Source organism: Streptomyces glaucescens, assembly GCF_000761215.1.
Classification (GTDB): Bacteria; Actinomycetota; Actinomycetes; order Streptomycetales; family Streptomycetaceae; genus Streptomyces; species Streptomyces glaucescens_B.
Map to the genome: position 1 here is coordinate 1528608 of NZ_CP009438.1, position 17880 is coordinate 1546487.

Genomic DNA, 17880 nt, shown 5'->3' on the forward strand with positions numbered 1-17880 from the left:
GAGCTGGGCGGGGGTCCTCAGGTCACGTCGTCATAACCGTTGACCCGGTCCCTGGTCGCCTGCTCGGGCAGCGCGGGGGCGGCGGCGACCGCCTCGACCTCGCCGATGTCCTCGGGGGTCAGGTCCAGCTCGGAGGCCTCGTCGTCGGCGGGGCCCAGGGCCTCGCGGCGCCGGCGACGGGCGTCGTTGACGAGCGAGAACCCGACCGCGGCGAAGTACAGGACCCAGATCGGACCGGCGAGCCCGAGCATGGAGACCGGGTCGGTGCTGGGGGTGGCGATGGCCGCGAAGACCGTGATGCCCATGATCATGCCGCGCCACCAGCCGGCCATCCGCTTGCCGGAGATGGCGCCGGTGAGGTTGAGCATGACCAGCAGCAGCGGCAGTTCGAAGGAGAGGCCGAAGACGACGACCATGCGGGTCACGAGGTCGAGCAGGTCGTCCAGCGGCAGCAGGTTGTCCACGCCGAACGGGGTGAACTCGATCAGTACCTCGGCGGTGGTGGGCAGCAGCTTGTAGGCGAAGAACGCACCGCCCAGGAAGAGCGGGAAGCCCGTGCCGACGAACGCGTACGCGTACTTCTTCTCGTGCTTGTGCAGACCGGGCGCGACGAACGCCCACAGCTGGTACAGCCAGATCGGCGCGGCCAGGACGACACCGGCCATCAGGGACACCTTCAGCGCGAGCGTGAACGGTGTGAGCAGGCCGTTGATCGTGATGTTCGCGCACGGATCGGCGTTCTCGCCGGCCTTCGCCAGTTCCTCGAAGGTCTGCTCGCAGCCGACCGACTCCAGGATCGGCTCGGTGAAGAAGTTGATGATGTCGTTGTAGAAGAAGGCGGCGACGACCGTGACGGCCACGATCGCCAGCAGTGCCTTCGCGAGCCGGTTGCGGAGCTCACGGAGGTGCTCCGCGAGGGGCATCCGCCCCTCGGGATCCTTCTCCTTCTTGCGGGCAGACTTCAGCAACCCACGTTCCCATCTCGTGCGGCGGGCCGGAGGTCACCGGCCCTGCGTCAGCGCTTGGTCGTGTCCGTCGGCTCGGTGACCGGGCGGGAGCTGGACACGTCACCGGGTGCGGCCTGGATGACGCGCTGCGCGGAGTCGTCGGTGGTGTGCGGCGGGTCGGCCGGCGCGGAGGACTTCCCGTCCTCCTTCATCGCCTTGGCCTCGCTCTTGAGGATGCGCGCGGACTTGCCGAGCGAGCGGGCCATGTCCGGAAGCTTCTTCGCGCCGAAGAGCAGGATGATGACGACGAGGATGAGAATAATCTCGGGGGCTCCGAGCTTTCCTCCGAACATAAGCTTTTACCTTCTCACCGAGGCGGGTGGGTGGGTGGCTGTCCGACCGGTCGGACGGGTGTCCGAACGACCGTGCTGGCAGCGATCGTAACGCTCAGGGGTAAACGTCCGGCAATCCCCGTGCGTCCTCCCGGTTCGCGTCCGGGCCTCGTTTTCCGGACCGCGACCAGCAGGGTACCTGCCGGGCGGGGCAGGCCGACAGGGCGAAGCGGCCCAAAGCACATGAACCCGCCGCGGCCGCAGGAGGCGCGCGGCGCCCCTCACAGCGCGTCGACGGACCGCGCCGTGCTGACCGCGGCCCGCTCCAGGTCCTCGGCGGCCCGGTTGATGCGCCGCGTCGACTCGGCCACCTGCCGGCCGAGGCGTTGGGCCTCCACGAAGACCCGTACGGCCAGCACGCCGAGGACGGCGAGACCCAGGAAACCCACAGCGATCGCGAACATCGGCCAGAACATGACGCCGAGCCTAGACGGTCGAGTGGAGCCGCAGCGTCCGCACGCCGCCGCCGGTGAGCAGTTCGACGATCCGCTCCCCCGCGGGCTTGCGCACGGCCGCGCCGCACTCGGGGCAGGTGAAGGAGTAGAAGGTGGTACGGCGGCTGGCGCCGATCGCCAGCCGCAGGGCGCTCGCGGTGAGTTCGAAGCGGCCCCGGCAGTCCGGGCAGCCCGCCCGGAACACCACCGGGGTGACCCCGCGCAGGCCGGCGATCGCGCCCGCCGCCGGCACGCCGCGCCCACCGGACGCCGACTCGTTCACCGTTCCTGCTCCTGCCTGCCGAAGGGCTCGCCGGGGACGCGGTCCGCGAGGCCCGCGTACGCCGCCAGCGCGTCGCGGGCGGCCCGGCGGGCGCTGTCGGCCAGCTCGGCCGGGGCGACGATCCGGCCGTCGCGGCCGAGGCGCAGCGCGAGACGGCGCAGCGAGGCCGGGTCGGGCGTGCGCAGCGTGATCCGCAGACCGCCGTCGGGCAGCTCCTCGGCGCTGTCGTGCGGGTAGTACTCGGCGACCCAGCGGCCGCCCGGCCCGACCTCGACGACGACCTCCGGGTCCTCGGCGGCCGGCTGCACCAGCCCCTCCGACAGGTCCCGCAGCTCGATCTCCGGCGGCGCGGACGGCTCGTCGAGGATTTTGATCTCGGCGACCCGGTCGAGCCGGAAGGTGCGCCGAGCCTCGGAGCGCCGGCACCACGCCTCGACATAGGTGTGGCCGACGCTGACCAGCCGGATCGGGTCGATCTCGCGCTCGGTGACCTCGTCGCGGGCCGGTGAGTAGTAGCGGATCCACAGGCGGCGGCGCTCGGAGATCGCCCGGTCGACGTCGGCGAAGACCCCGCCCTCGGACTCGAAGGTCACCGACAGCCGGGAGCTGGCGCCCGCCGCCTCGCCGGCCGCGGTCTCCACCTTGGCGGTGGCCCGCAGCAGCGCCTGGCGGTCGCTCTCGCGCAGGCCCGGCAGGGTGGCCACCGCGCGGGCGGCAACGAGCAGCGCGGTCGCCTCGTCGGCGGCGAGCCGCAGCGGCTCGGCGGCCTCCGCGCCGAGGGCGGCGGGGTTGTGCCACCAGATGCGCTCGCCGTCGGTGTCGATGTCGAGCAGGTCGCCGCCGCGGAAGCTGGTGCCGCACATGGGCAGCACGTCGAGGTCGGAGACCAGCTCCTCCTCGCTGATGCCGAAGGCGCGGGCCACGTCCTCGATCCGGGCGCCGGGGCGCTCCTTCAGGTACGTCACCAGGGAGAGCATCCGCCGGGTCTGGTCGATGGCGTTCACGGGCCTGACCGGTTTGCCTGCCACTGTCTGTTCCCGCTCTCCCTCAGCCCTCGGCGACGGCGCGCAGCCGGTCCACCACGTCGGCGCGCAGCTCGGCGGGCTCGAGGACCACCACGTCCGGGCCGAACTCCACCAGCCAGGCATCCAGTCCGTGCCCGTACGGAATCTCCAACTCGTCCCAGCCGTCGCCGAGTTCCCGCACCGAGGTGGCCTTGGCCCGCAGGGGGTAGCCGGCGCCGGAGCGCAGCCGGATGCGGGCGCTGCGGTCGGCGATCTCGCCGGCCCAGCCGGCCACGGTCTCGCGCACGGTGACGACGTCGGGGACCGGGGCGGTGAACCGCGCGCCGCGCGAGCGCACCTTGCCGGTGATCCGGGACAGCCGGAAGACCCGCTCGGCACCCCGGTCGCGGTCCCAGCCCGCCAGGTACCAGTGGCCGCGCCAGCACTCCAGCGCCCACGGTTCGACCTGCCGGGTCTCGGGGCGGGCGGCGTTGGCCTTGCGGTACTCGAAGACGACGGGGCGGCGGTCGCGGCAGGCGAGCATCAGCGGCTCGAAGGCGGCCTCGTGCACGGGGATGCGCGGTTCCAGGGCGCCGTGCGCCTCGTACGGGTCGACGTCCTCCGGGAGCCCGGCCGCGCGCAGCTTCTGCAGGGCGCCGCTGGCCGCTCCGGCCAGCCGGGCCTGCTGCCACACCTTGGCGGCCAGGCCCAGGGCGGCGGCCTCCTCGGCGTCCAGGGTGATGGGCGGGAGGCGGTTGCTGTCACGGCGGGCGAGGTAGCCGACCTCGCCGTCGAGGTTCTCGACGGTCTCGATCACGAGCCCCAGCTCACGCAGGTCGTCCTTGTCCCGCTCGAACATGCGGTTGAAGGAGTCCTCGGAGCCGGACCCGCCTTTTCCCGGCCCGAAGGCCTCGACGTACGCCTCGATGGAATCGCGCAGCTCGCGCTTGCTGAGCGGCCGCCGTGTCCCCAGCAGGCACAGCGCCAGGTTCATCAGCCGCTCGGCCTTGGCAATGGCCATCGACGCCCTTCGCCTTCCCTATGGTGCTTCCGAGCGACGACCGTACCGCTCAGGGGCGCCGCGGCAAAAGCCGAGGGCCCATGCCCGGGCGGGCATGGGCCCCGGATGATCGGAACCGGTCGGATCTCGCACGTGGCCCGTACGACGATCGGAACGTCTCCGGATCCCTCAGTGACTCCGCCGCGACGGTCAGACCCCGAGGAGGTCGACCACGAAGATCAGGGTCTCACCGGGCTTGATGGCCGGGGTGGGGCTCTGGTTGCCGTAGGCGAGGTGGGCCGGGATGGTCAGCTGGCGGCGGCCGCCGACCTTCATGCCCTGCACGCCGAGGTCCCAGCCCTTGATGACGCGCCCGCCGCCCAGCGGGAAGCGGAACGGGGTGCCGCGGTTCCAGCTCGCGTCGAACTCCTCGCCCGTGCTGAAGGCGACGCCCACGTAGTGCACGGTGACGGTCTGACCGGCCTGGGCCTCGGGGCCGTCGCCCACCCAGATGTCCTTGATCTCCAGGTCCGCCGGGGGCTCGCCGCCCGGGAAGTCGATCTCGGGCTTATCGATGCTCACGTCTGTGGCTCCTGCGTGTGTACGACCAGTAACGCGCCCAGTCTTTCATCCCATCCGGTGCGGCCGTGACCAGCCACTCCCGCGGGGCCGGTGCGCGGGGCGGGGCGGGGCTCACATCTTGGCGAGCACGTCCACCGTGAACACCAGCGTGGCGCCCTTGGCGATGCCGCTGCCCTCCGGCGGGTTGTCGCCGTAGCCCAGGTCCGGCGGGACCACGATCAGCACGCGGCTGCCGACCTTCTTGCCGGTCAGCCCCTGCGACCAGCCCTTGACGACCTGCTGGAGGGAGAAGGAGGTCAGCGCCTTGCGGCCGTACGTGGAGTCGAACTCCTTGCCGTCGGTCCACTGCACGCCCTTGTACTGCACCAGGACGCTGTCCTGGGCGCCGACCTCGGCGCCGTCGCCCTCGATGACGTAGTTCGCCACGAGCTTCTTCGGCGGGTCCGTCTTCGGGACCTCGACGGACGGCGCCTTGCCGTCGGTGTTGGTGCCGACCTTCGGCAGGTTCGCGTCGTCCTGCGCGACCTCGGTGCCCTTGGCGGAGCTCGTGGCGTTGAAGGTGCCCTGGAGGTCCACGACGAAGACCAGTGTGTCGGTGCCCTTGATGCCCGCCTGGGACTGGCCCTGCTCGCCGTACCCCAGGGCCGGCGGGACCGAGAACTGGACCCGGCTGCCCAGCTTCTTCCCGGTCAGCGCATAGCGCCAGCCGTCGATGATGCTGCCCTGGGACAGCTGGATGACCAGCGGGGTCTTGCGGTCGTAGCTGTTGTCGAACACCTTCGCGGTGTCCCAGATCTGCCCCAGGTAGTTCGCCTGGATGTAGTCGCCCTCCGCGACGGTCCGGCCGCCGCCCGCCACCACCGTCTTCACCGCGAGGTCCTTCGACGGGGCGCCGCTGCCCTTGGCCACGGTCGGCTTTTCGTCGAACCCGGTGCCCGCGGTGATCGCCGGCAGCGGACCGTCGACGATCTTCGGCGACGGCGCGGCGGAGGTGGCCGGCGCGGTCGGCGAAGCGCTGTCGCTGGCCTTGCTCGAATCGGCCTTGTCGTCGCCGCACCCGGCGAGCGTGACCAGTCCGGCGGGAACGGCAATCATGAGTGAGCGTCGGCGCACGGTGGGAGCCTCGTAATCGGTCGATCTTGCGGATGGCGTGCGCGCAACTCTACGGCGTGAGAAGGGCGCCGTACGGGTAACGTACGGCGCCCGTGTGGCGTTCCGGCGAGCGGTGCCGGACGCCCTGGGTCACATTCCGGCGATCAGCTTCTCCACCCGGTCGTCCACCGAACGGAACGGGTCCTTGCACAACACGGTGCGCTGCGCCTGGTCGTTCAGCTTCAGATGGACCCAGTCGACGGTGAAGTCCCGGCGCTGTTCCTGCGCCCGCCGGATGAAGTCGCCGCGCAGCCGGGCCCGAGTGGTCTGCGGCGGAACCGACTTGCCCTCGAAGATCTTCAAGTCGTTGCAGATCCGGGTGGCTTGGCCCTTCTTCTCCAGCAGGTAGTAGAGACCGCGGCGGCGGTGGATGTCGTGGTAGGCGAGGTCTATCTGGGCGACCCGCGGGTGCGACATGGTCATGTTGTGCTTGGCCCGGTACCGCTCGATGAGCTTGTACTTCATGACCCAGTCGATCTCGGTGTCGATCCGGTCGAGGTCCTCGCTCTCGATCGCCTCCAGCGTGCGGCCCCACAGCTCCAGCACCCGCTCCACCGTACCGGTGCGGATGCCGCGCCGCTCGCAGAAGTCGAGGGCCTTCTCGTAGTACTCCCGCTGCACCTCGAGCGCCGACGCCTCCCGGCCGCTGGCCAGGCGCACCTTGCGGCGGCCGGTGATGTCGTGGCTGACCTCGCGGATCGCCCGGATCGGGTTCTCCAGGGTCAGGTCCCGCATCACGGTGCCCGCCTCGATCATGCGCAGCACCAGGTCGGTGGCGCCGACCTTCAGCAGCATCGTCGTCTCGGACATGTTGGAGTCGCCCACGATCACGTGCAGGCGGCGGTAGCGCTCGGCGTCCGCGTGCGGCTCGTCGCGCGTGTTGATGATCGGCCGGGAGCGGGTCGTCGCCGAGGAGACGCCCTCCCAGATGTGCTCGGCCCGCTGGCTGACGCAGTACACCGCACCGCGCGGCGTCTGCAGCACCTTGCCGGCGCCGCACAGCAGCTGCCGGGTGACGAGGAACGGGATGAGGATGTCCGCGAGCCGCGAGAACTCCCCGTGCCGGGCCACCAGATAGTTCTCGTGGCAGCCGTAGGAGTTGCCCGCCGAGTCGGTGTTGTTCTTGAAGAGGTAGACGTCGCCCGCGATTCCCTCCTCGTGCAGGCGTCGTTCCGCGTCCACCAGGAGACCTTCGAGAATACGCTCGCCGGCCTTGTCGTGAGTGACGAGTTCGATCACGTTGTCACATTCGGGTGTCGCGTATTCCGGGTGGGAGCCCACGTCGAGATAGAGGCGGGCACCGTTCCGCAGAAACACATTGCTGCTGCGGCCCCATGACACGACACGGCGGAAGAGGTACCGCGCCACCTCGTCAGGCGACAGACGGCGCTGTCCCCTGAACGTGCACGTGACGCCGTACTCGTTCTCCAGCCCGAAAATGCGGCGGTCCATGACTGAACATTACGCCCGATCCCCCGAACTGAAACGGGGTTCGGCAGCACGATTCGGATCATTTTCCGATGAAGACGCAACGACCGCGGTGCGCGCGGGAGCTGCGAGGACCCGCCCCGTGGCGACCAGGACCAGCAGCGACACCCCGCCGGCGGCGCCCGGCACCGCGAAGCCCCACAGCGCTCCGCCCCACTCGACGACCGGTCCGGCCAGCCCGGTTCCGACCGAGGCGCCCACCGTGAACGTGGTCACCAGCCAGGAGAACGCCTCGGTGACCGTGCCGGCCGGGGCGTGCCGGTCGACGATGACGAACGCGCAGGCGATGGCGGGGGCCAGGAACACTCCGGACAGCGCCGCCAGCGCCGTCATCGGGACCGGGCCCGGCGTCAGCGTGAGCGGCAGGTAACAGACCGCCAGGAGAGCCACCAGCACCCGCAGTCGCCGCTCGGGGGCGCCGGCCCACTGCCGCGCCCCGTAGACGGCGCCGCCGGCCAGCGCGCCCAGGCCCAGGGCGGCCATCAGCCAGCCGTAGACCGCGTCACCGCCGTGGCCGTCGGCGTACGACATCGCGGCGACCGTGATGGAGCCGAGCGCCACGCCGACGAAGAGGAACGCGGCGAGCAGGGCGAGCAGCCCCGGTGAGCGCAGGGCGCCCAGCCAGTGGGCCTCCCGCGGAGCGGAGCGCCACGCGCGCGACGGCGGCGACACCACCACCGACAGCGCCCCGAGGAGGCCGATCACGTTCAGCACGAGCAGCGCGGCGCGGGCCGACCACAGGGAGGTGCACAGGGTGACCAGGAGCGGTCCGACGGTGAACATCACCTCCTGGGCCACGGCGTCCATCGCGTACGCGGTGTGCACCTGGTCCTCCTTGCGCAGCACGGACGGCCACAGGGCGCGCAGGCCGCCCTCCAGGGGCGGGGTGAACAGACCGGACGCGGCGACCGCGGCGTAGGCGACGGGCGCCGGATCGGTGCCCGCGAAGGCGAAGAGGGCCATGGCCAGGGCCGACAGCGCGGCCGCGGGAAGCTGGACCCGGGGCTGGCCGTGGAGGTCCACCAGGCGGCCCAACAGGGGCTGACCGACGGCGTTGGCGACGCCGTACACGGCGGCCAGGGCCCCCGCGAGGCTGTAGGAGCCGCCCTCGGCGCGGACGAACAGCACGATGGCGATCGCGGCGGTGGCGTTCGGCAGCCGCCCCACCAGCGTGCCGGTCAGCAGCCGGGCGGCGTGCCTCGTCCTGAGGATCTCCAGGTATCCCGCGGTCATGATCCCCGCCCTCCCGCTGAAGTTTTACGTATAACGTCGTCCGTCATACGTACCATGTGCGCTGTTCGCACGTCCAGGCGGAGCCCGGGCGCGATCCCTACCGAGGAGCACCCGACGGTGGCACGAGCCAGCACCCGCCCCACGAGCCGCGACGTCGCCGAGGCCGCCGGGGTCTCGCAGGCCGCCGTCTCCCTCGTGCTGGGCGAGAAGTGGCGCGGCCGGGTCTCCGCGGCCACCGCCGAACGGGTCCGCGAGGCCGCCCGCACGCTCGGCTACCGGCCCAACCTGGCCGCCCGCAACCTGCGCCTCGGCCGCACCCGCACGGTCCTGCTCGTCGTCCCCGCCCTCACCACCGAGTTCTTCGCCGGGGTCTACACCGGGGCCGCCCGGGTCGCCGCCGCCCACGGCTTCGGCGTCGTCCTCTACCCCTCCCCCGAGGGCATCGGCCCCGCCCGCGACCCGTTCGCCTCGGCGCAGGCCGCCCTCGACGGCGTGCTCGCCTCCTCCATGGCCGCCGACGCCCTGTCCGCCATCCGCGGGGACCAGCTTCCCCTGGTGATGCTCGACAGCGACCCGGACGGCAGTCTGGGCGCGGCCACCGTCAACCTCGACATCACCGACGGCGTGCGCCAGGTCGCCGAGCACCTGCTGGGGCTCGGCCACCGCCGCTTCCTGCACCTGGCGGCCGACGTCGCCTCGTGGACCTTCGAGATCCGCGCCCGGGAGCTGGCCGCGCGGGTGGGCGCCGTCCCCGGCACCACCGTGCGCACGGCACCCGCGCCGATCTCCATCGAGGGGGCCCGGGCCGCCGCCGAGGCCGCGCTGGCCGCGCCGGGGGCGCGTCCCACCGCGGTCGTCTGCGACGACGACAAGCTCGCCGCCGGTGTCTACAAGGCGGCCCGCCGGCTGGGCCTGCGCATCCCCGACGACCTCTCCGTCACCGGCCTCGACGACCTCGCCCTGGCCACCGCCATCGACCCCGAGCTGACCACCGTGCGCCTGGACGCCGAGCTGTTCGGCGAACGCGGCATGCAGGCCCTGCTGGCCGTCCTGGAGGGCCGCACGCCCGCTCGTGGGGACATCCCCGTGGAGCTGGTCGTACGGGGCTCCACGGCGCCGCCTGGGGCCCCCTGAGACGCCGAGTGCCCCGGCCTCCACGGACCGGGGCACTTCGCGCGGTGAGAAGACGGGGTGTACCTGTGCGGGCTACTCCCCCTCGGGGTCCTCGGCGGACTCGCTCTCCGTCTGGGTGGTGGTGCCCTCCGCCAGCAGCCGGGAGAGCTGGCCGCCGGTGATCCGCTTGAACTTCCGCTTCTGCGGACGCGTGCGGTCCAGCACCGCGACCTCCAGGCGCTCGGCGGGGATCTCCCGCTGCGAGCCGTTCGACTCGCGGGACAGCGCCTGGACCGCCAGCTTCAGCGCCTCCGACAGCGTCATGCCGTCCTGGTGGCGCTGGTCCAGGAAACTGCTGATCAGCTCCGCGTTGCCGCCGACCGCGACCGAGCCGTGCTCGTCCACGATCGAGCCGTCGTGCGGCAGCCGGTAGATCTGGTCGCCCTCCGGCGTCTCGCCCACCTCGGCGACGACCAGCTCCACCTCGTACGGCTTCTCGCCCGCGCTGGAGAAGATCGTGCCCAGCGTCTGCGCGTACACGTTCGCCAGGCCGCGCGCGGTCACGTCGCCCCGGTCGTAGGTGTAGCCCCGCAGGTCGGCGTAGCGGACGCCGCCGATGCGCAGGTTCTCGTACTCGTTGTACTTGCCGGCCGCGGCGAAGCCGATCCGGTCGTAGATCTCGCTGAACTTGTGCAGGGCGCGGGACGGGTTCTCACCGACGAACACGATGCCGTCGGCGTACTGCAGGACGACCAGGCTGCGACCGCGGGCGATGCCCTTGCGGGCGTACTCGGCCCGGTCGGCCATGGCCTGCTGGGGTGAGACATAGAACGGCGTCGACACCGGTTATCCGTCCCTTTCTGTGGAAGTCACTGGATCACCTGACAACAAAGCGCCCGCGGTCAGAGCAGGGAGGCCCGCGGGCCGTCCGGCTGCTCGAGACGCCGCTCCAGCACGGAGCGGGCGATCCGCGAGGACTCGTCCTCGGTGAGCCGGCGGTAGCCGTCCTCGGTGATCACGGTGACGATCGGGTAGATCCGGCGGGCGACATCGGGACCGCCGGTCGCCGAGTCGTCGTCTGCCGCGTCGTACAGGGCCTGCACCACGAGGGTGGTGGCCTCGTCCTCGGTCAGGTCGTCGCGGAAGAGCTTCTTCATGGCGCCGCGCGCGAAGATCGAGCCGGAGCCGGTGGCCGCGTAGCCCTGCTCCTCGGAACGGCCGCCCGTCACGTCGTAGGAGAAGATGCGGCCCTTGGCGCGGTCCAGGTCGTAGCCCGCGAAGAGCGGTACGACGGCCAGGCCCTGCATGGCCATGCCCAGGTTGGAGCGGATCATCGTCGAGAGCCGGTTCGCCTTGCCCTCCAGGGAGAGCTGCACCCCCTCGACCTTCTCGAAGTGCTCCAGTTCGAGCTGGAACAGCTTCACCATCTCGACGGCCAGTCCGGCGGTGCCGGCGATGCCGACCGCCGAGTACTCGTCCGCCGGGAACACCTTCTCGATGTCCCGCTGGGCGATGACGTTGCCCATCGTCGCCCGCCGGTCGCCGGCGAGCACGACACCGCCGGGGAAGGAGACGGCGACGATGGTCGTGCCGTGCGGCGCCTCCACCACTCCCTGGGTGGGCGGCAGCTGCCGGTTGCCGGGCAGCAGCTCGGGCTGGTGCTCCGAGAGGAAGTCCATGAACGAGGAGGATCCAGGCGTCAGGAAGGCTGCCGGCAGACGCCCGGTGCTACGAGTGTTGGCTTCCACGCGTTTCCTTCCAAGTAGTCAACAGGCCGAGGCCGGAATTGCAGTTGAAGCACAGTACGCCACGGACCCTACCCGCCGACGGGCGGTGATCCACATGCGGCGGCGGAAGCGGAGACGGTCACGACGGCGCGGCACCGGTCGCGCACGGCGGGACACCCCGCCACCCGCTCCCGGCACCGCGCCGGTGTACTGCTTCCGGGCGTTCCCTCGCCCTCTCCGGCCTTCGTTTCAAAGGCGGATGAGGGAGGCTGCCTTTACTGGCCACCCTTCTGAACGAAGGACCTCACGAAATCCTCGGCGTTCTCCTCGAGCACGTCGTCGATCTCGTCGAGGACGGAGTCGACGTCGTCGCTGAGCTTCTCGTGCCGCTCCTTGAGGTCCTCGGAAGCCTGCGACTCCGCCGCCTGCTCCTCGACCTCCTCGCTGGACCGGGTGGCCTTCTGCTGTCCGCCGCCGGTGTCCTTGGTCGCCATAACCCTCACCCCGCTCGGTTCGCCCGACACAGTTGCTCGGTCAAGATCAGACCCTACTCGCCGGGTCCTACGATGGCCCCGCAGTTTCTGCAACGTACGGGGCCCACCTCGATGATTCCCTGAGCCGGTGGTTTCCACCCCGCCCGGCCGGCTCCCCCCGGGTACCCGCTCAGCCGCCGGAGAGCACCTTGACCAGGTCCTCGGCCGTGCGACAGCGGTCCAGGAGCTCCTTGACGTGATTACGCGTTCCGCGAAGCGGTTCCAGGGTTGGGACGCGCTGCAGGGAGTCCCGGCCCGGGAGGTCGAAGATCACGGAGTCCCAGGACGCCGCGGCCACGTCGTCGGCGTACTGCTCCAGGCAGCGCCCGCGGAAGTACGCGCGGGTGTCCTCCGGCGGCTTCAGCATGGCCCGGGAGACCTCCGCCTCGTCCAGCAGCCGCTTCATCCGGCCGCGGGCCACCAGACGGTTGTACAGGCCCTTCTCGGGGCGCACGTCGGCGTACTGGAGGTCGACCAGGTGCAGCCTGGCCGCGTCCCAGTCCAGGTTGTCGCGGCGCCGGTAGCCCTCCATCAGCTCCCGCTTGGCCACCCAGTCCAGCTCGCCGGCGAGGCTCATGGGGTCGCGCTCGAGCCGGTTGAGGGTGTCCTCCCAGCGGGCGAGGACGTCCTTGGTCTGCTCGTCGGCGTCGGCCCCGAACCGCTCCTCCACGTACTTGCGGGACAGCTCGAAGTACTCCATCTGGAGCTGCACCGCGGTGAGTGTCCGGCCGCTGCGCAGGGTGATCAGCCGCTTGAGGGACGGGTCGTGCGAGACCTGGTGGAGGGTCCGTACCGGCTGGTCGACGGCCAGGTCGACGGCGATGAAGCCGTCCTCGATCATGGACAGGACCAGGGCCGTGGTGCCCAGCTTCAGGTAGGTCGAGATCTCGGACAGGTTCGCGTCGCCGATGATCACGTGGAGGCGGCGGTACTTCTCCGCGTCGGCGTGCGGCTCGTCACGCGTGTTGATGATCGGGCGCTTGAGGGTGGTCTCCAGGCCCACCTCGACCTCGAAGTAGTCCGCGCGCTGGCTGAGCTGGAAGCCGTGCTCGTGCCCGTCCTGGCCGATGCCGACGCGGCCCGCGCCGGCGAAGACCTGCCGGGACACGAAGAAGGGCGTCAGGTGGCGCACGATGTCCGAGAACGGGGTCTCCCGTTTCATCAGGTAGTTCTCGTGCGTGCCGTAGGAGGCGCCCTTGTTGTCGGTGTTGTTCTTGTAGAGGTGGATCGGCTGGGCGCCGGGGAGCTGAGCGGCCCGTTCGGCGGCCTCGGCCATGATCCGTTCGCCGGCCTTGTCCCACAGGACGGCGTCGCGCGGGTTGGTGACCTCGGGCGCGCTGTACTCGGGGTGGGCGTGGTCGACGTAGAGCCGGGCGCCGTTGGTGAGGATCACATTGGCCAGGCCGATGTCCTCGTCGGTGAGCTGGCTGGAGTCGGCGGCCTCGCGGGCGAGGTCGAAGCCCCGCGCGTCGCGCAGCGGATTCTCCTCCTCGAAGTCCCAGCGGGCCCGGCGGGCCCGGTGCATCGCCGCCGCGTAGGCGTTGACGATCTGGGACGAGGTGAGCATGGCATTGGCGTTCGGGTGGCCGGGGACGGAGATTCCGTACTCCGTCTCGATGCCCATTACTCGCCGTACGGTCATGCGGCCCTCCTTGCCCGGCGGAGCCCTCGGTCGTGGGCCTCGCTCAGATACCGCCGGCGCTCTGTTGCGAATGCGGTGCCCGTCCCCGCACTGCGCGACTCGGCGGTATGGAAGAGCCTAGAACGCCTTTGCGCTGGTGGGGAGATCATTTGCGTCATTGCCTGCTCCAGCCGTGGCCTGAAAAACAGGCGGCTGCGGGTACCCGGCGAGGGCACCCGCAGCCGCCCCGCGTTTTACAGGTACTGTCCGGTGTTCGCCACCGTGTCGATGGAGCGCCCGGTGTCCGCGCCCTGCTTTCCGGTGATGAGGGTGCGGATGTAAACGATCCGCTCGCCCTTCTTGCCGGAGATCCGGGCCCAGTCGTCCGGGTTGGTGGTGTTCGGCAGGTCCTCGTTCTCCTTGAACTCGTCCACGCACGCCTGGAGGAGGTGGGAGACCCGCAGGCCCTTCTGCTGGTGCTCGAGGAAGTCCTTGATCGCCATCTTCTTGGCCCGGCCCACGATGTTCTCGATCATGGCGCCGGAGTTGAAGTCCTTGAAGTAGAGGACTTCCTTGTCGCCATTGGCGTAGGTGACCTCCAGGAAGCGGTTCTCCTCGGATTCGGCGTACATGTGTTCCACGGCCGTCTGGATCATGGCCTGGACGCACGCCCCCCGGTCGCCGCCGTGCTCGCCGAGGTCCTCGGCGTGCAGCGGGAGGCGCTCGGTGAGGTACTTCCCGAAGATGTCCTTGGCCGCCTCGGCGTCCGGACGCTCGATCTTGATCTTGACGTCGAGCCGGCCGGGCCGCAGGATCGCGGGGTCGATCATGTCCTCGCGGTTGGAGGCGCCGATCACCACCACGTTCTGCAGGCCCTCCACACCGTCGATCTCGGCGAGCAGCTGGGGGACGATGGTGTTCTCCACGTCCGAGCTGACGCCCGAGCCCCGGGTGCGGAAGAGGGACTCCATCTCGTCGAAGAAGACGATGACGGGGGTGCCCTCGCTGGCCTTCTCCCGGGCCCGCTGGAAGACCAGGCGGATCTGCCGCTCGGTCTCACCGACGTACTTGTTGAGCAGCTCGGGGCCCTTGATGTTGAGGAAGAAGCTCTTGCCCGCGGCCTGGCCGGTCACCTCGGCGACCTTCTTGGCCAGCGAGTTGGCCACCGCCTTGGCGATGAGCGTCTTGCCGCATCCGGGGGGCCCGTAGAGCAGGACGCCCTTCGGCGGCCGCAGTTCGTGCTCCTTGAACAGGTCCGGGTAGAGGTACGGGAGCTCGACCGCGTCGCGGATGGCCTCGATCTGGTTGCCGAGGCCGCCGATCTGCTCGTAGCCGATGTCGGGGACCTCTTCGAGGACGAGTTCCTCGACCTCGCTCTTGGGCACGACCTCGTAGACGTAGCCGGAGCGGGGTTCGAGCAGCAGGGCGTCGCCGGGGCGGATGGTGACGTCCAGCAGCGGCTCGGCGAGCCGCACCACCCGCTCCTCGTCGGTGTGCCCGAGCACCAGGGCGCGCTCGCCGTCCTCCAGGATCTCCTTGAGGGTGACGATGTCCCCGACGCGCTCGAACTCCATGGCCTCGACCACGTTGAGCGCTTCGTTGAGCATCACTTCCTGGCCGCGCCGGAGCTCGTCCAGCTCGACGCTGGGGCTGACGTTCACGCGGAGCTTGCGGCCCCCGGTGAAGATGTCCGCCGTGCCGTCCTCGTTCGCCGCGAGGAAGACACCGAAGCCGGCCGGCGGCTGCGCGAGCCGGTCGACCTCCTCCTTGAGGGCCACGATCTGGTCGCGGGCCTCGCGGAGCGTATTGGCGAGTCGCTCGTTCTGCGCGGACACGCCGGCCAGATTGGTCTGCAGCTCGACGATCCGCTCTTCGAGAATCCTCGTGTGTCGCGGAGAGTCGGCGAGCTTGCGTCGCAGGACGGCGATCTCCTGCTCAAGATAGGCGATCTGCCCGGCCGGGTCGTCGGACCCGCGTCCCGGGCGGATGCCGCGGTTCATGTCGTCGTCGTGGGCTGCCACGGTCCTCACCTCCTCCAAGGGGAGCTGGACGCTTCCAGACCCTACCTGGGTGGGTGTCGATTGAAACCCCTAGATCACAAAGACGGTCGGGGTGTGTCCGATCTTCACCCTTGCGCTCTCCCTCACGCCAGGGGAATACCCACCGAACGCGATTGGAAAGCGACCAGAGGTAGGGTCGAACCGTTCAACACCCGCCAGAGCTGGCCGGATTCCCGTGCGGCTCGGCACAGAAAACGGCAGGAGAGATGACCGTGCAGCAGGAGGCCGGAGTCGACGGCGAGGCTCTGGAGGTCTGGATCGACCAGGATCTCTGTACCGGCGACGGCATCTGCGCGCAGTACGCGCCCGAGGTGTTCGAGCTGGACATCGACGGTCTGGCCTATGTGAAGAGCGGCGCCGACGAGCTGCTCCAGGCCCCCGGCGCCACAACGCCCGTACCGCTGCCGCTCCTCACGGACGTGATCGACTCGGCCAGGGAGTGTCCCGGCGAGTGCATCCACGTGCGTCGGGTTTCGGACAGGGTCGAAGTCTACGGTCCGGACGCACAGTGACCTGATCTTTACGGTGCGTCACCGCTGTCTGGTTGGTCACACGCCGCGGTGGCGGCCGTCAGACGCTGCGGGCCTCCGCGGGTGACGAGCGGACGAACGCTCCGTTCTTCCAGTGCCACTTGACCCGCTCCTCCGTGTCCGGGCAGCAGGTGGGCACGTCGACGGACGAGTAGCCGAGCAGGGTCGCGGTGACCGCGCCCTCGCCGACGGCGAAGTCCTCGACCGTGTGGCGGTCCTCGGGGTCGACCAGGGTGGCCACCACGCGCACGCGTGCCCCGTCCGCGCCGCGGGTGAGGACGTAGACGCCGTCGGGCGGGGTGCTGATGCCGGCGTCGCAGTGCACCACGGCGACCGTCTCCGCCCGGCCGTCGCCGTCGAGGTCCCCGGACGCCTTGCGCTCCACCACGGCCTCTACGGGGCCGCATTCGAGGGGGAAGGCCACTCCGTCGGTGGCGGGCGCGGCGGCCGCGGGGGCGGACTGGGTGCGCGGGCCCGGTCTCTGGGCGGCGGTGGCGGCGTCCGGCTGCAGGACCGAGGAGAGGGCCACGACACCGGCGAGCGCGGTGGCGGTGGCCAGCCAGTGGATCGGGCGGGTGCGCGTGTGTGCCAGTTCCGGGACCGCGGATTGCTGCACTAGGAGTGTCTCCTGTGGGGCTGTGCCGGTGGGGTGGCCAGCATGGTGCCACACGTCACAGGGCAGGGGAACGGCGGGGGTGGAACCTGGAGGCGGCCGTCGGCGGCCGGGTGCTCGCGGGTGTGTCAACGTCACGGCGCCGTGGCCGAGTTCCGCGCGCGGGGCGGGAACTCGGCCACGGCGCCGTGACGTTGTGCGCGCACGGGACCGCCTCAGCGGCCGGCGCCTCCGTCGGCGTTGGGACCCGCGTAGTCCTCGCCGTAGGCGCCCTTGGCGGGGCGGCGGCGGCGCATCGGCGGCTCCACCCCGTCCGCGAGGCGGCGGGCGGTGAGGAGGAAGCCGGTGTGGCCGATCATCCGGTGGTCCGGGCGGACCGCCAGGCCCTCGATGTGCCAGTTGCGGATCATCGTCTCCCACGCGGTCGGCTCGTTGAAGCAGCCGATCTCGCGGATGGACTCGACGGTCCGCGCGAGCTGGGTGGTGGTCGCCACGTAGCAGCACAGGATGCCGCCGGGGACCAGTGCCTTGGAGACGGCCTCCAGGCACTCCCACGGGGCGAGCATGTCGAGGATGACGCGGTCGACGTCGGTGTCGCTCAGGTTGTCCTGGAGATCGCCGACGGTGAGCTGCCAGGCGGGGTGCGGGCCGCCGAAGTAGCGCTCCACGTTCTGCCGGGCGATCTCGGCGAAGTCCTCGCGGCGCTCGTAGGAGTGCAGCATGCCCTGGTCACCGATGGCCCGCAGCAGGAAGCTGCTGAGCGAGCCGGAGCCGACGCCGGCCTCCACGACGCGGGCGCCGGGGAAGATGTCGGCGAAGGCGAGGATCTGCCCCGCGTCCTTCGGGTAGACGACGGCTGCCCCGCGGGGCATGGACAGGACGTAGTCGGGGAGCAGGGGGCGCAGCGCGAGATAGGCGACGTTCCCCGTCGTACGGACAACGCTGCCCTCGGGAGCGCCGATCAGCTCGTCGTGCGGGAAGGAACCCTTGTGGGTGTGGAAGTTCTTCCCGGCCTCGAGCGTGAACGTGTAGTGGCGGCCCTTGGGGTCGGTCAGCTGTACCTGGTCCCCGACCTTGAAGGGCCCGCGGCGGCGGGCGGCACCGGTCGGTTCGGACATGTGAACAGACTACCGGGGTTTGCCGGAGCCGCGGACCACCGCTCCTGGCG

General features: G+C 70.7%; 19 protein-coding genes and 1 pseudogene. 2 read left to right on the forward strand and 18 right to left on the reverse strand.

All coding sequences use genetic code 11. The features are described 5' to 3' along the window. Window positions 1-17: 17 nt before the first annotated feature. The 10 genes from tatC to SGLAU_RS06685 all read right to left on the reverse strand — a co-directional run bounded on the left by tatC (window position 18) and on the right by SGLAU_RS06685 (window position 8515). Window positions 18-968, reverse strand: a complete 951-nt coding sequence (tatC, locus tag SGLAU_RS06640; RefSeq protein WP_043499205.1) for a twin-arginine translocase subunit TatC — start codon at window positions 966-968, stop codon at window positions 18-20. Between the two features lie 47 nt (window positions 969-1015). Next, on the reverse strand, window positions 1016-1300 hold the full coding sequence (gene tatA / locus SGLAU_RS06645) for a Sec-independent protein translocase subunit TatA (RefSeq protein ID WP_043499207.1): 285 nt from the start codon (window positions 1298-1300) through the stop codon (window positions 1016-1018). A gap of 260 nt (window positions 1301-1560) precedes the next feature. After that, the gene (locus SGLAU_RS06650; protein WP_043499210.1) at window positions 1561-1755 is read right to left on the reverse strand and encodes a hypothetical protein; all 195 of its coding nucleotides are present in this window, start codon (window positions 1753-1755) and stop codon (window positions 1561-1563) included. 10 nt (window positions 1756-1765) lie between these two features. Beyond that, window positions 1766-2056, reverse strand: a complete 291-nt coding sequence (locus SGLAU_RS06655; protein ID WP_043499212.1) for a hypothetical protein — start codon at window positions 2054-2056, stop codon at window positions 1766-1768. Next, entirely contained in the window at window positions 2053-3084 is a 1032-nt protein-coding gene (locus SGLAU_RS06660) for a helix-turn-helix transcriptional regulator (RefSeq protein WP_078957624.1), read from the reverse strand. Before SGLAU_RS06660 ends, SGLAU_RS06655 begins: the two co-directional genes overlap by 4 nt. A 19-nt stretch (window positions 3085-3103) precedes the next feature. After that, window positions 3104-4081 (reverse strand): helix-turn-helix transcriptional regulator, encoded by a 978-nt coding sequence (locus SGLAU_RS06665; RefSeq protein WP_043499214.1) that lies wholly within the window; start codon window positions 4079-4081, stop codon window positions 3104-3106. 189 nt (window positions 4082-4270) lie between these two features. Further along, window positions 4271-4642 carry an FKBP-type peptidyl-prolyl cis-trans isomerase gene (locus tag SGLAU_RS06670; protein WP_043499216.1) on the reverse strand — a complete coding sequence of 124 codons (372 nt, stop codon included), beginning with the start codon at window positions 4640-4642 and terminating at the stop codon, window positions 4271-4273. Between the two features lie 111 nt (window positions 4643-4753). Then, window positions 4754-5755, reverse strand: a complete 1002-nt coding sequence (locus tag SGLAU_RS06675) for an FKBP-type peptidyl-prolyl cis-trans isomerase (protein WP_043499217.1) — start codon at window positions 5753-5755, stop codon at window positions 4754-4756. 129 nt (window positions 5756-5884) lie between these two features. After that, window positions 5885-7246 carry a Pup--protein ligase gene (gene pafA, locus SGLAU_RS06680; RefSeq protein WP_043499219.1) on the reverse strand — a complete coding sequence of 454 codons (1362 nt, stop codon included), beginning with the start codon at window positions 7244-7246 and terminating at the stop codon, window positions 5885-5887. Window positions 7247-7255: 9 nt separating this feature from the next. Next, window positions 7256-8515 (reverse strand): MFS transporter, encoded by a 1260-nt coding sequence (locus tag SGLAU_RS06685; RefSeq protein ID WP_043499220.1) that lies wholly within the window; start codon window positions 8513-8515, stop codon window positions 7256-7258. A gap of 117 nt (window positions 8516-8632) precedes the next feature. Between SGLAU_RS06685 and SGLAU_RS06690 the strand changes: the two genes are divergently transcribed. Next, window positions 8633-9649: a LacI family DNA-binding transcriptional regulator gene (locus SGLAU_RS06690; RefSeq protein WP_043499221.1), complete on the forward strand. Its 1017-nt coding sequence runs from the start codon at window positions 8633-8635 to the stop codon at window positions 9647-9649. A 72-nt stretch (window positions 9650-9721) separates the two neighbouring features. On the opposite strand, the gene prcA is transcribed toward SGLAU_RS06690, so the two are convergent. From prcA to arc, 6 genes and pseudogenes are all read right to left on the reverse strand, one after another. Then, on the reverse strand, window positions 9722-10471 hold the full coding sequence (prcA, locus tag SGLAU_RS06695) for a proteasome subunit alpha (protein ID WP_043499222.1): 750 nt from the start codon (window positions 10469-10471) through the stop codon (window positions 9722-9724). A gap of 59 nt (window positions 10472-10530) precedes the next feature. Continuing rightward, window positions 10531-11376 (reverse strand): proteasome subunit beta, encoded by an 846-nt coding sequence (prcB, locus tag SGLAU_RS06700; RefSeq protein WP_043499224.1) that lies wholly within the window; start codon window positions 11374-11376, stop codon window positions 10531-10533. Next, window positions 11328-11482 (reverse strand): annotated as a pseudogene (locus tag SGLAU_RS33420) (endonuclease domain-containing protein); the annotation flags it as partial. The gene prcB and the pseudogene SGLAU_RS33420, both read right to left, overlap by 49 nt. A 148-nt stretch (window positions 11483-11630) precedes the next feature. Beyond that, window positions 11631-11849, reverse strand: a complete 219-nt coding sequence (locus SGLAU_RS06705) for a ubiquitin-like protein Pup (protein WP_043499226.1) — start codon at window positions 11847-11849, stop codon at window positions 11631-11633. A gap of 169 nt (window positions 11850-12018) precedes the next feature. Beyond that, on the reverse strand, window positions 12019-13530 hold the full coding sequence (dop, locus tag SGLAU_RS06710; protein ID WP_366459278.1) for a depupylase/deamidase Dop: 1512 nt from the start codon (window positions 13528-13530) through the stop codon (window positions 12019-12021). Between the two features lie 233 nt (window positions 13531-13763). After that, window positions 13764-15530: a proteasome ATPase gene (gene arc / locus SGLAU_RS06715; RefSeq protein WP_043499228.1), complete on the reverse strand. Its 1767-nt coding sequence runs from the start codon at window positions 15528-15530 to the stop codon at window positions 13764-13766. A 245-nt stretch (window positions 15531-15775) separates the two neighbouring features. Here arc and SGLAU_RS06720 point away from each other — a divergent pair, with 245 nt between their 5' ends. Next, a complete protein-coding gene (locus SGLAU_RS06720; protein ID WP_043499229.1) occupies window positions 15776-16081 on the forward strand; it encodes a ferredoxin in 306 nt (101 codons plus the stop codon). Between the two features lie 58 nt (window positions 16082-16139). On the opposite strand, the gene SGLAU_RS06725 is transcribed toward SGLAU_RS06720, so the two are convergent. Further along, window positions 16140-16715 carry a hypothetical protein gene (locus SGLAU_RS06725; RefSeq protein WP_043499230.1) on the reverse strand — a complete coding sequence of 192 codons (576 nt, stop codon included), beginning with the start codon at window positions 16713-16715 and terminating at the stop codon, window positions 16140-16142. 212 nt (window positions 16716-16927) lie between these two features. Then, window positions 16928-17830, reverse strand: coding sequence for a tRNA (adenine-N1)-methyltransferase (locus SGLAU_RS06730; RefSeq protein WP_043499232.1), 903 nt, complete (start codon window positions 17828-17830; stop codon window positions 16928-16930). Window positions 17831-17880 lie beyond the last annotated feature (50 nt).